Consider the following 13,358-nt stretch of genomic DNA (forward strand, 5'->3'; position numbering starts at 1 on the left):
TGCTCCTAGTTCTTCGTCCGCGTAATCAAACCGGTCAGCCGGGGTACCAACCACATGCCCGAGGAGCCTAACCCCGTTAGCTTTGTCTCTTCCGGGTGGCCGGTAGCGCATTCGATGGAAGTTACGCGGGCGCCCGTGAATCCCGTTGGCCACTCGTGGCTGCGGTTGCCCTTGAGCCCGAAGTTTTTCTTGAGTGCATACGCGAAGGCTGGACTGGTTCGCCCGATAACCTTGCCGTCACTGGTGGTCAAGACGTAACGGGGCACTTCGCCTGGCTCCGGTTCGGATTGTATAGAGCCTGACACGACTTGGCCCAACAGGTCCTCCAATACGAGGTTGTCTTGGATGGCCTGGGCGTCGCCGTCTTCCGGGTAGTACGGGGAGACGTCATCGATGTCCGAGTTGAGGAACTCCATCCGGGCTGTGTAGAGCACCTGATTTTTGCCATAGGCCTTTTCGAGCCATCGATCCTTTGATTTCTCCGTTCGCTTCAATATGCCCTTGGGAAGCTTGGTCGAAATCACTTCTTCCCTGGCGCGGCTAAGCGCGACGTACTTCTGTTTTAGGGTGTCCGCGTTCTGTTTCGCGGCTGGCGATCCAAACTCGGGCTGCAGGTAGAGGACGTTGGTGAACTCAAGCCCCTTGGCCCGGTGAACTGTGGAGACTATGAGGCTGGCAGTATCTGCCACGGTCAGAGTTAATGGGATTGACCGGCTGCGGAGTCGCTGACTCAGCTGGGGAACATTCAAGGAATTGTAAGCCGGGAAGTTCCCTTCAGCTGTCTTTAGCGCGAGCCATAGGTCAGCTGCTGAGTCGCCAAAGAGCGCGGTAAGGCGTGACTTGATGTCGTCCGCATCGTACGTTCGATCTTCGAGGTCTTTGAAGACCTGGTGCACCCAAGGCGCAACACTCATGTCCTGAGCTTTGCGGCGAACCAGATGCGGATAGTCGTTCTGCCACAGAAGTTCGCTCGCTATGAGCACCTCGTAATTTGTCGAACAGAGGAGGGCGGTTGTCTCGCCGGCATTCGGGGATAGCGCCCCGGACTCATTTAGCACCGAGGTGCTGGACACTTGCCTTCGGAAGTCGTCAAGAAGGCCGTGTGCTGTCTCTGAACCTGAGTCATCGAGCTCACCGAGGCTCCGTATTTCGTCGCCCACCAAGATGAGCTCCCGAGTGCGGTCAGTGACCGCCCGATAATGTCTGGCCAGCTTCTGGTGTTCAGCACCAAAATCAGTTTTCAGCTTCTCGATGAGCTCGCCGGAGGTCAGCTTTGAGTCTGACTCTTCCAGCTGGAAATCGTAGATACCTTGCAACGGATCTCCGAGCACAGTGAAGCCTAGGTCCTCGCCTAATGCGGCGAACAAGGCCAAGACAAGCTCCGCCCGGTCTCCCACGAGGTCCTGGGCTTCATCAACCAGAATGTGCTTTAGGTGCAAAATTCGGTCGGGAGTCTCTTCACCAGCAACGTATTGCGTCGCTTTCCTGATCCGCGCCTCGAAGCTGTCACCGAGAGTATCTTCGTCCATGTCGATCAGTATTTGCGCCGCAAAAGAGTCGAACGTCCTGATCTGCAAGCCATCCAGGTCGTGCGCACGAGCACGTTTCCGTACTGCTTCGACGGCGGCTCGAGAGAAACTCAGTACTAGAATCTCGTCTGCCGGATTTAGACCGTCTTCTACGAGTGTTTTCACTCGGGCCAGAAGGACTTCGGTCTTGCCTTGCCCCGCCGCGGCCGTGACAAACAGCCTGTCCTCTGCTTCCGCTTCTGCTACCGCCCGCTGACTCTCGTCCAGCTCGATCTCAGCGAGCACTGATTGCCTCGTTCCTCCAGAGGTAGTCCAGCTGCGTGAAAGCGAGCTGGTGCCCATACTGATCCAAGTTGTCCTTCACATTCACAATCAAAACTTCTTCGCTGCCGCCATTCAGTGGGCCACGAAGGCCCCGGCCAATCATCTGAATGTATTTGTTGGGGGAGAAAGTGGGACGGCAAACGTATACGGCATCCACCTTGGGCGCGTCGAACCCCTGGGTGAGCACATCAAAATTCGTCAACACACGGATTTTGCCGTTTCGGAAGTCTTCGATAATTGAGCGTCGGTGGCCAAGATCGGTCTTTCCAGAAATGGCGGCTGCCGGAATGCCTTCCACCGAAAGTACAGCGGCGAGTGCTTCTGCGTGTTCTACTGAGGCAGCAAAGACGAGAGTGGGTCCTTTCGTCTGTGATGACTTGATGTGATCAAGGATGGCCTCGTTTCGCTGCGTGCTGTCCGCAACGTGTTGCAGGTCGATTCGGGCCTCGAGCATTGCACTTTGTGAATCCTCGTCCGTGGCGGAGGCCATGTCTTTCAGCCTGAGCTGGATGCCCTTGAGCTCGCGATGCTTTACCTGGGCCAGAACCCCCATGCCCTGGAGATACTCGTGAGCGTTTTCCGCGCTGAACTCATCGGGCTCGATGAGATTGCGTCCAAACCGGGCAACAAGTCGCTCAGTCTCCTTTTCGTTCGTGCCCCGATAGGGTGTGGCCGAAAGACCAAGCAGAGACCGGGACTTTTCTGTGAATGAGCGGCCGAACCAGGAAAGGACAGGGGTGTAAGAAGTTGCCGTCGCCCCGTGGGCTTCATCAATGATCACAAGGTCGGGATCAGACATCCATTCATACATGGACCGACGTGTTTGTTGGATGCTGGCAAGTGTTTGAATTGTCGCAACAACCAGATGAAGTTTGGTCTCCTCTCGAACGGCGCTGTTACCACCCCAGAGCCTACTAACGGCCATCCGTTCGCCCGGGGCCCCCGCTGCTTGCCACACGTAGGTCCAGGTTTCGATGGCCTGCTCGCAGAGTTCCTCGGATTGGGCGATCCAGATGACTAAGCGGTGTTCTTCCTTTGGCGCTGTTTTGATCTCCCGGATCACGGATTCAACGGCTACACGCGTCTTGCCAGCTCCCGTGGGCAGCTGAACCAGACCACGGCTGTGCTTGGTGTTCCGAGCAAGGAGGTCAACGATCTTCTTGCTGGTTGTCTCCTGGTATTGGTGAAGAGGGTTCAAACCCACCGGTCCAACGAACTCCTCGCGCTCGGGTTTCTTCTTGATGGATTCACCGGCCATCGCGGGGGAGAACCCGAGCTCTTTGACGAACTCTTGGGCGGTGCGCCCGCCACGGAGTTGACCAGGAGTCTCAATGCCGGCTTCAGAAAGGGCAGGCTTGAGCACTTTGAGGAGACTGCTGCCGTGCAAATTGCTGACGATGTCGAACAAGCGTTCGTCCGTGAGCTCAAGTCCTCGGGCGTCCAGCATCTTCATGACTGCATCCGGGATGAGCTCTTGAAGGGTTTCACGGCCAACAAGCTCTGCGATCTTACCGGCATCTGTCTTTTGCTTGTTGACCCGTCCAAGCCGGGCCTGGGCTTCAGCGTCCTTCTTGAGCTGTCGCATAGTTTGCATGACCTCGGCACTGGCCCGCTTGCAACCGAATGCCCCCAGTATTGTTGTCAGCAGCGCCTGGTCGCCTTGGGGAGCACGATAATAGAGCATGCCGTCTTGCAGGTAGGACGCTCTCGGCGTGGCCACTGATTTTGAATCGTGGCTGTTCGTTTGAACTTCTTCCACGGAGATGCAGGGAACACACAAGGTCTGAACGGCAACTTCACTGGCGGCGCGTTTGAGGTACGGGAATCGCGATTTGATGCTTTCCGGCTCTTCTCCTTCGACTGGAATGGCTCGAGCCGAGGTGAAGAATTCGACTGTGACTGATTTGATTCCCCAGTTCTCGGTCAGGGCCTCATCCAGATCAGGATGACCTGTGTACAGGACTGGGACATCGGCTGTTTCCACCAGGTAGTCCCGCGACTTAAGGTCGGCGGCCAGGAGTACATCCGGTGCCAGATAGCGTGTATTTCGGCCTCCGCTAAGAGGGGTGAGTAGCTCCTTCGGTGGACGCACATCGAGGACAGCTAAAGCCCCATAGAGTTCGTGCAGCTGAAGCATTGGCAGACGCTGTTCGGCCAAGGAAAGGACGAAACCCCACTGGATCTGGCCAGGATCAGTTGGCAAACGTAATGCGGCTGCTTCTTCTTCACCCGGGAAGGGCAGATAGTCGGTGGGTATTCCATCAACTTTCCCGACACACTGCTTGGTGTCCACCAATCCGAGAGGGGTCTCAAAAGCCCCATGGTTCTTGACCCACCAAAGATCGGGCCCATCGATGGTCTCGGGAGCCCGAAAACCGCTGCTGAATTCAACCTTGGTCGGGTACTGTGGACGGGTCAAAATGGTTCGTGTGACTTTCGCCCTGGTTGCAGCTGAGGCATCAACTAGGAGGTGAAGGCCGTCTGTGGTCAGCGCCTGGTTAAAACGTATTCCGGCCTCTGAAAGCCGGCTAGGTCCATTCCGGGTTTCATCGGACAAACGGCTTGCCTCAGAAGCCTTCCATAATTCATAGCTGCCCCCGGCACGGACCATTTTGGCGTCCCCGAGAGACGTCCGGGCGCCTAAGTTTTTCAGCAACGCGATGTCGTGCGCATGGTACTGATCGTCTACTAGCAGATGCTCATCGCCGACGTTCGTCTGAGAGATCAGACTGCCCGCCAGCCATACGTTCGCAAGTTGACGCCATTTGTGGTCGCGGCAACGGACCAAGATTTGGCTGGCGTCCGTTCTCTGGTTGATGACATCGAGACTTTCAGGGACGGCAAGGGATCGAGTAAGTCTCCAGAGAGACTGGGCCAGTTCTGGGTCCGTGTAGTTCTGAGCCACTTCGCTGGCGATGCGGCTGACGATGCCTCGCCCGTCTTGTGCCTGAAGGTCAAGAGCGCGGAGATAAGCATTCGCGTTGCCGTGATGCATCAAGTCGTAGGACACTACGCTAGTCGACTCATCGTCGGCCTTCATGGGGAGGAACACCCTTGACGTAACTGGCGGCTGGACGCTGCCGTCGGACATCAGCACAATTCGGCTTCGCCGCATGGCTGGCCTGTAATCCGCATAGGACTTGTCGATCATGGCGGCTAACTGCAAAGCATTCTCGTAGTCCTGGAGCTCGCCTCCTACAACAACCTCCTCCAACCATTCCTCAATCGAAGCGCGCTTCAGGTTTGCTTCCTGCAGGATCCGTACCACCTGAGGCTCTCGCCCTCGCAAGGCAGATGAGTGCAACCACGGCCGGTCTACCGTGACCCAGGACTCCCAGAGAGCTGTCAGTCTGGTTGCTTCTTCCAAGACAGGCTGGACTTTGACTTTGCTCGGGAGTCGCAGAGTGCCCGACCTGTCAGGTAGACATGGTGCGAAGGGAAGTATGGCAAAAATTGGTTTGTTGATGGCGGCGTCAGCCCACGAATAAGACTCTCTAGCACGCGACGGAAGAATGTCGAGAAACAAGGCAGGGTCGGTCGGGGTGTTGAGATCTTTCAGGGCACCAGCCACCATCCGGGGAAGAGTGCGAGTGAGGATCTCCTTGTTGTAGAGGGTCTCCAGTATGCTGTGGCGGTCCTCGTTCATCTTGAATGCAGCGTTGACGATCCCTCGAAGGGAAGTCTCATGCTGAGTGGGGAAGTAGTTCCAAAATCTGCCGATTTTTCGGCGCTGGTTGTCCGTCAACGGGACGGCCCAAGTGACATCAACCTGTTTGCGGGCGACGATGCTGCCAGCCTCGACGGCCGCCTGCGTGCTGACATTGTGCTTGTCTCGAAAGATGCGCCATTCGCTGATTGCGGACCCGTCGCTCAGGGTCACGCGGTTGCCGTCGCGATCAGCTGTCCACGCTAGTGATGAGCCCTCAAGCCGGTCGTCGAATTCCAGCGCCCCAATCTTCTCGGAAAAAAGGAGGAATTCTCCGGGGAACTTCTTAATCTCGTCTGACAGCCAGGCAGTGCTGCCTGTCAAAGGAAGCTTCACGACCGTAGACGCCCACGGGAATAGCTCGGCCAGGACGTAGTCTTCTGCTGCTGCAATATCGGGGTCAACTGGCGCGGCTAACCGAAGTATCGGATAACTCTCCAAATTTGGGTACAACTCTTGGAGCAGGTCTCGGCTTTGCGTCTGACTCCACGACACCGAACCGCTGCGGCTATAGATTTTTGGCTCGGCTGTCACCTGGATAACTGACTTGAATCCCAGGCCAAAGCGACCGATCTCGTCGTCGCGCTTCTCCGATGAATGGGAAAGCATGAGAGTTCGAAAGCCAGCCTCAGTGAAGGGCTCGCCCTCGTTGGCACAGTAAAGTGCGTCTCGGGTCAAGACGACCTTGATGCGGCCCCCGGGTTCCTTTATTGCGTCGGCCGCATTCTGTATGAGCTCGTTCAGCTGTTTGCGGCCATATCCCCCTTGCGAGATGGCAGCTTCAATGTTGCTGTGTTCACGGACAAGGTCGGGACGTGCCCTGTAAGAGTTGAGCGCGCTTTGCGTTTCAGACGCGACAAACTTGCTTAGGGGCGAGGTCGTACCCGCCCATGAATCCCGAACCATCATCGGTTCCATCCCCCATACTGCGATTAGTGCCCTCGGCCAACGCCAAGATCTTGAAGACAATACTTACCACTCATAGGCGACATTTTGGGACGGAGGTCGGTTGCCACGACGAGAGATTCTATAAGTGCTTCACCAGCTGGGCAGCGATTGCGCGTCCAAGTGCGGTTGGAACGGCATTGCCGATCTGCTTGGCTATGGCAGTTTTGGATCCGACCCATAGCCGGTCATCCGGGAATCCCTGAAGCTTCGCAGCCTCGAGGTGCGTGATGGCCCGGTGTTCAACGGGGTGAAGATACCGGCCCTTCTCGGGCTTGAAAAATTCAGTCCTAACGGTAACTGAGGGCTTATCCCAGTGCATCCGGCCCATGACGTCACCGGAGCCGGACTCATGTTTCAACCAGCACGCCGCTTTCAGATTTTTGGGCAGATCGAACCGGTTGCCGCCTGCAGGGATGTTGACAAATCTGCTCAAGGAAAGTTCTGCGTAGTCGCGGCCAAGATGAAGTTCGGATGTTTGAAATGAGCCGGAAAAGGTCCGACCGGCATACTCTGTCGTGCGCTCCGGTAGCTTCGTCTCGGATACCCGGGCCATCACGCCCTTAAGTGCTTGCCGGACGGTCCGGTGACGCCCTATATGGGTTGGCATCGGAAACCCGGGGAAGGGCAAGTCCCTGTGATGCCCGATAAGTATGGCCCGCTTTCGGGACTGAGGGGCTCCATAATCCGCAGCGTTCAGGACATGCCACTGAAAGTCGTAGTCCTCGATTAGCCCGCCCCTGTCAGTTGCATCCCTGAAGTCTTGCAGCTGCTGGGACTTGCCGAATGCGGGTACGTTTTCAACGACGAAGTACTTCGGCCTAGCTCGGGAAAGCGTCTCGGCGTAGGGCTGCCACAGGGTATTTCTAATGTCCTCAGGATCCTGTTTGCCCAGCTGAGAAAAACCTTGGCACGGCGGCCCACCTATGACGACATCGACTTCAGGAACGGTCTCCTTGACCAACCAGTCCTGAATCGGCCCGGGATAAACTTTGTCGCCAAAAGTCTTCGCGAACGATGCTGCCGCTGCCGGTTCGAACTCCACGGCACGTTCGGTAACGAACCGGGGGGAAGCTGCGTAAAAACCTTGTGTCAGCCCGCCAGCTCCGGCGAAGAGGTCCAAAACTGTGATGGATCCACGGGACTTCCTGCGCTGGTACGGAGCGGCTTGGGCGGTAGAAACTTTACTCATCGTGCCCTAACAATATCTGTACCTGGCGCCCTGCTTGTGGAGCCGCGGCTGCAACACCGACGGGTTCGGAAACTAGTCCTGCGCCTGTCCCTTAGCGGTTCAGCTGTCACGTATGAGTGATGTCACCGATTCTCGCGTCACCACGCGGAACATACTGCGGGCAGGCCACTCTCGAGGAAGCCAGTGGATGTGCTGTTTCGACTTTGACGGGTGATCATCTGGCGGAGCGGAAGCGTTTGAGAAGGCGACGCAGGCTATGAATGCTAGGTTTTGTGCTTACCTGCACAAGCTCAACCTCTGCCTCTCTTATCCTGTTATGCAACTCGGCGAAGGGAAACGCGGGCATAGGCCTAGTGGATCCCTCAGCTCGAAGTGAGGCCCAGATTTGCGCTGAAACAATTTTACTGTGGAATTCTTGAACTAACTCAAGCAAAGTCTGGGCTGCTGCGTGAACCGGGGAAGGAGCTGTAAGTTGCAGGACGTTGGCTAGGCTTCTCAGTTCAGCGGTACCGCTACGTAACAGCTTGTCAGCTTCACGAAGTTGAAGGAGATCGTTCTCAGATTCGAAGTCTGGAACCACCGGGCCACTGAATGCCTCGATCAGCTCGCCAGTAGAAAAGGCCGGGTGAAGAGAATGGATGGAGCTCACTGCAGTAGCAACATCTTTTCTCATTTGATGTAGCACCTGCCGCTCGTGCTCCTGCCTGCTTACCCTTACTGCAACCGTAGCGGCAATAAGAATACCTATGATTGTTGCACCGGTCTGAAGCCAATCTGTAATTGATGGGCCAGGATCGGCGGTAGGTATAAAAATCAAACTCACAAAACTTCCCTTAGGAACTCGAGCTTTAGCATTCGCAATATCCTTTCACCCTGTCTCACGCCTGGCGCCTACGCAAGTTGCCACTTGGGGTCATCTTTCCTACACCAGAGAGGTGCCTTCAACTGCTAGTTGGTAGTCCGCGCAGGAGCGTCGAGGTGCCTCCCGGAGCCAGGTCTGCGCGAGACTAGCGAAGTCCTTGTAACTGCGCAGAGATATTCAAGGTCGACGATAACTTGGTGCCTGGCCCAGGTGCCGCAGCCGCAAGACCAGGCGCAGAGTTAATCCGGGACTCTAGTCGTGGGCTATCTCTTTCGCGCTTTTGTTTATGAATCCCGCAATTTTACGACAGGCCTCTTTGGCTTCGGAGCTTGTTGCTGCACTGTAGATCTTCCTGCCGTCCGCAGATAGTTTTCCTGCCTTAGTCTGCGTCTCAGGGTCCTTGGCAAGAAAGTATGCCTTGGCGGCGGCTTTTGCCTGCTGTCCGCCGTCTCTAATTAATGCTGCGGCTTTGTCTGCCTTTCCGGCCATGGTCTGCTCCGTATCACCGGTGACTTCTTTAACAAGATTCACAAACGCAGAGTTGGTGGACGTTTTGCGCATGGGCAGCTAGGCGGTAACTGCTGGGAAAACTACGAGTGATCCGTCACGCTTCCGCTCAATCTCAATTGCGACGTCATCCCGGTGTCCATTTACCTGTAGACCGTCTCCCAAAGCACGAAGTCGATATGCGGCCTGTAGCAGTTGGTCTACCTCGCCGGGCGTGAATGCTGGAAGTCGGAAACCGCCGTCGCGCTTCACTTCGAGCGCGGAGAGCCGAACCAGAACCTGGTTGATACCTGACTCCAACTCGTTGGTGCTGCGTCCGTCGTCGTGAAGCGCCCCGATGAAATTTTTGAAGGAATTGTCGGTGTCCTGTTGGGCGTGCTCGACTGCCTGAAGCACGAGCACCCGGCGTTTAAGAGCGATGGCAAGCCGTGCAATCTCCAGATGCGTCCGGAACGTGCCGCCGTTCTCCGTGATCCCGGGAAACGCCTTTTTCAGTTCGCTTACTTCGACTGCGCCGCTGGACAGCCCATCCAGCGCCGCTTCCCACTTCTTCAGACGCCTCCGGGCGGCAGCGATAGCGGTATTAATGCCGTGCACGGAGGAATCCAGACCGAGCGAGAAGCCGATCCGGCCCTGGTCCAGAAGGATCGAGGTAGCCTTGTCGATCCCCTCACGGCACCCGTCCAGCTCGTTGCGTTCCTTATCGAGATTGACCTCGTGCAACTGCTCTAAAAGGTCGGTGATTCGCTCGATTGCTTCCTGGCGCTGGTGCTCGGCATAGGCACTGACGCTGACGGCCACCGCCATCAGCACGAGTGGGGCGGCCACCGTCAAAGCTCCAGCGCTGGCAACAGCAACGCCTGCTGTGGCTGCCGAACCAGTTGCAGCGCCGGCGGTGCCCGCAGCCGCGTTTTTACCGGCAACAGGCACAAAGGTAGCCTTAGCCACAATGCCCGTGGAGCCGAGCAGCCCGTCATAGACACCTCCGGCAACAGCCGTTGATGGCATGGGTTTAACAAGTCCCTTGCCCACCTGCGCGGCAACCTTGGCGGGTACTACCATCCGATACAGGACCTCTCCCGTATCCGCGACGTTCAACTGCGGGGGAGCGGATTTTGCTGTTTGATTAACCAGCTGAGTCAACTGCTTTGCCAGCGGACTTGCAACATCAAGCGGAATCCCGCCTTTCCGATCGCGGGTCGACGGCATGGAATGCATTTCGAGTGTCGCTATGGGGGAATCCGCAAGTGCTGCCAGGACCGTTCGCAGTTCTGCAAGTCGGGCTGGCGTCATGCCTTCATGGCCGAGCACGTCGACTACACTTACTGCCTCTGTAGCAAGCGTCCATACCGGCACGAGTGCCTTGCTGTCAGTAGTCACTTTTGTCCCCTCATGGAAGTGAAACCGCCTTAGCGGTGGGAGCGACGCTGCGTGAGGACCTGAGACCAGGGTCCTGCCTAAATGTCACCGGTGGTTATCGTCCCACATTGATATCGGAATGCATGAAAATGTCGCCGCCTAACCGTTGGGCGAGTCCCGCTACACTGATCCTGAATCAGCCAGACAGCAATCTCTGGAAGGCAATCAACAGGAACGGAAACCCAAGCCGTTACAAGGCAAAAGGGGTCCAATGTCCGAAGCTAAATCATTCAAGCCGGTCGCGTTCATTGCCTCTGCGGTGGCGGTGCTACTGGCTGCACTGCTTCTAGCGAGCATGCTTGGGTTCGGCCCGTTTTCGAGCAAGAGCGAGCGGGACCAAAGCGTTCTTCTGAAGTCCGTCACCGGACGTAAGCCAATATCACGCTACGGTCGGTGATTTTGAGCTGTTGTTGGACGAGAAAGAAGACACCGGGGGCTTCCCGATTTTCTAGCAGGTCGACGGACGCTCTTTGTGGCCGCTGGCACCGTCAATGCCTATGTCGATCTTGCAGGCCTCGCCGAAGAGGACCTTACTCTGTCAGCTGATGGCAAATCGGTGACGCTGCGGCTGCCCGAGCCGCAGCTCGACAAGCCCAATAACGACCATGACCGTTCCTATGTGTACAGCCAGGATCGGGGCATTGCTGACCGAGTTGTCGATGCGTTCACGGCGCCTCAGCAAGCGGAGCTCTATCTCCTCGCGGAATCGGATATGGCTGAAGCTGCTGAGAACTCTGAGCTGCGGCAGCGAGCGGGTGAAAATACCAAGAGCATGTTGACCGGTCTGTTTGGGTCGCTCGGATACGAGGTCACCTTCGAGGGCGGCGCAACTAGTTAAGCAATGCTTCAGACCCTACAAAGAACGGCGTGGTCCCCGCGCACGTGCAGCCTGGGAGGACCGGATGAGGCGATCCATTCTTCCAGATGGTCCGGGTTTTGGAACGACTGTGCCCCGAGTTGTAGCCGCCTGAGTTGCCTAGATGTAGCCGCGCCTGGCTCTGCAGACCCTTCACTTACTCCTGAATCTTAGCCACCTTGACCTGTACCCCCGCGTCCCGGAACTTCTGCACCTGCTCCGGGTCGACGCCGTCGTCCGTCACCAAGGTCCATGGCAGAGCCAAACGGGCCCAGGCGTGGAACGGCCGCAGCCCCAGTTTGAACGAGTCCGCCAAAACGTAGACTTCCTGGCCACGCCTGGCCTTGAGCTCTTTGAGGCGGGTCTGGACGTGGTCAGCTTCGTAGATGCCGTCCTCGGCGGTGACGGCGTCGGCGCCCAGGAACACCCGATCAAAGCTCGTCCGCTCCAGGGCAGCCTCGGTCAGCGGCCCCACAAAACACTGCGAAGGGCTCCGCAGCCGGCCGCCCAGGCAGTCCATCTCGATGCCCTCTGAGTCGGCCAGCTGCTGCATGGTGTTGATGCCCGGGGTAGTGACGGACAGCTTCTCGAACCCCCGGAGTTCGTGCGCCAGGGCACCCACGGTGGAGCCGGCGTCGAGCAGGATGCTCTCCATGGGCCGAATCGCGGATGCCGCCCAGCGGGCGATCGCGTGCTTTTGCTCGAACGCTTCGCCGGTGCGCTGCCCCAGGGACGCCTTCGGGTGCGCGCCCAGGGCATGGCCCCGCCGTAGGTGCGAGCCAGCTGGCCCTGCCCGTTCAGCAGCGCCAGGTCGCGGCGGATGGTGGACGCAGTTACCTCTAACCGGGCGGAGAGTTCCTCCACGGAGGCAAGGCCTGTGGTCACGGCAGGTGGTAGATCTCCTCGCGCCGCGCGTTTGCGCTGAGCATTCCCGGTGTCCTTCGCGTGGCACTGGTAACCAGCTAGTTCCGGTCCCGGCAAGTCCCCGCAGCACCCGCCTACGCGGCGACTGACGGGCGGGTGGCCATCTCCGCCGCCTGGTGCAGCGCTTCCACCATGGACCGTGAATCCGTGATTGCTTTGCCGGCGATATCGAGGGCGCTGCTCTGGTCCACGGACGTGCGTATTACCGGCAGGCCCCCGTGATGTTCACGGCGGCCTTGATGCCCAGCACCTTCGTAAGTTCCTCCATGATGGTGGCCGAAAGCTTCTAGGAGGAAGTAGTTCGCGGAGCAGAGCACCGACTGTGGGACCGGCGTCGAGCAGGATGTTCCGCTGTTCAAGCATGGTCTCAAGAATCGAGGCACCACTCGGTGAGGCCAATACAGGATATAAACTTTGAAGTCGGCTACACTCCGAGAACGTGAAAACTCCACGAGCTGGCACCCCCGTGTGGATCACCTGAGGAGCACCAATGGGCATAAGAGCACGAACGCTAAGCCTTTGCCGAGTAGCACACAAAGTGAACGATGACCCGCCCGCGATGCGTGTGTACTGTGGCCACCCACGGCGGTGCGTTGTGTTTGCTATGTCACGGAAAATGTTTAGGTGCGCGCAATGTGGCTAACCGAACCCACTGCACCGTTGGCTGAGAGCCGTAGAGGAGGCACGCCGACGGAAATTGTCGGTCGTGACAATTATTCGCTGACCAGACAAACAGCGCTAGCAGGATGAACATGTCTGAAAAAATTGAACCCGTGGCAATTGGCAGCTCAACTCCGGCCGTGAAACCAGAAATCACCTCTAAAGAGGTGACTGGTCGCGACATCACCTTAAAACTGCACCATCGAGGACGAGAGGTGACTCTCAAACTCAGGAATGCGGACACGGAAGCGGAACTTCGAAAGGTGTTCTCTGACGATCTGGTCAAGGTGATTTTGGGTCAACGGAAAGTGCCCGACCAAGACCGGACCATCGTGCTCGATCGTATAAAGGCCCAGTACGCGAAAAGCCGTCACGAGTGGTCTCGCCGGGCCGGGAAGTCTGCATTGAGTGCGCCGCACAGGCAGCAATAATGC

At 57.4% G+C, this 13,358-nt stretch carries 8 protein-coding genes and 2 pseudogenes; 2 read left to right on the forward strand and 8 right to left on the reverse strand.

What is annotated here, in order from left to right:
- Positions 1 to 5 precede the first annotated feature (5 nt).
- The 6 genes from AC5RTT_RS06665 to AC5RTT_RS06690 all read right to left on the reverse strand — a co-directional run bounded on the left by AC5RTT_RS06665 (position 6) and on the right by AC5RTT_RS06690 (position 10,445).
- Positions 6 to 1,814, reverse strand: coding sequence for a UvrD-helicase domain-containing protein (locus tag AC5RTT_RS06665; protein ID WP_494144532.1), 1,809 nt, complete (start codon positions 1,812 to 1,814; stop codon positions 6 to 8).
- A complete protein-coding gene (locus tag AC5RTT_RS06670; protein ID WP_494144533.1) occupies positions 1,804 to 6,477 on the reverse strand; it encodes a DEAD/DEAH box helicase in 4,674 nt (1,557 codons plus the stop codon). Before AC5RTT_RS06670 ends, AC5RTT_RS06665 begins: the two co-directional genes overlap by 11 nt.
- 109 nt (positions 6,478 to 6,586) lie before the next feature.
- Entirely contained in the window at positions 6,587 to 7,696 is a 1,110-nt protein-coding gene (locus AC5RTT_RS06675; RefSeq protein ID WP_494144534.1) for a DNA cytosine methyltransferase, read from the reverse strand.
- 214 nt (positions 7,697 to 7,910) lie between these two features.
- Positions 7,911 to 8,519: a hypothetical protein gene (locus AC5RTT_RS06680; protein WP_494144535.1), complete on the reverse strand. Its 609-nt coding sequence runs from the start codon at positions 8,517 to 8,519 to the stop codon at positions 7,911 to 7,913.
- Positions 8,520 to 8,810: 291 nt separating this feature from the next.
- Positions 8,811 to 9,089 (reverse strand): hypothetical protein, encoded by a 279-nt coding sequence (locus AC5RTT_RS06685; RefSeq protein ID WP_494144536.1) that lies wholly within the window; start codon positions 9,087 to 9,089, stop codon positions 8,811 to 8,813.
- Positions 9,090 to 9,125: 36 nt separating this feature from the next.
- Positions 9,126 to 10,445 carry a hypothetical protein gene (locus AC5RTT_RS06690; protein WP_494144537.1) on the reverse strand — a complete coding sequence of 440 codons (1,320 nt, stop codon included), beginning with the start codon at positions 10,443 to 10,445 and terminating at the stop codon, positions 9,126 to 9,128.
- A 457-nt stretch (positions 10,446 to 10,902) separates the two neighbouring features.
- Between AC5RTT_RS06690 and AC5RTT_RS06695 the strand changes: the two are divergent.
- A pseudogene (locus AC5RTT_RS06695) lies at positions 10,903 to 11,322 on the forward strand (DUF4230 domain-containing protein); the annotation flags it as partial.
- Positions 11,323 to 11,497: 175 nt separating this feature from the next.
- Here AC5RTT_RS06695 and AC5RTT_RS06700 read toward each other — a convergent pair.
- Positions 11,498 to 12,269, reverse strand: a pseudogene (locus tag AC5RTT_RS06700) (DeoR/GlpR family DNA-binding transcription regulator).
- Positions 12,270 to 12,338: 69 nt separating this feature from the next.
- Positions 12,339 to 12,455 carry a hypothetical protein gene (locus AC5RTT_RS06705; protein ID WP_494144538.1) on the reverse strand — a complete coding sequence of 39 codons (117 nt, stop codon included), beginning with the start codon at positions 12,453 to 12,455 and terminating at the stop codon, positions 12,339 to 12,341.
- A gap of 561 nt (positions 12,456 to 13,016) precedes the next feature.
- On the opposite strand from AC5RTT_RS06705, the gene AC5RTT_RS06710 reads away from it, so the two are divergent.
- Positions 13,017 to 13,355, forward strand: a complete 339-nt coding sequence (locus AC5RTT_RS06710) for a hypothetical protein (protein ID WP_494144539.1) — start codon at positions 13,017 to 13,019, stop codon at positions 13,353 to 13,355.
- The last annotated feature ends 3 nt before the right edge of the window (positions 13,356 to 13,358 follow it).

The sequence above is a fragment of the Arthrobacter sp. Y3221157 genome (assembly GCF_059089865.1).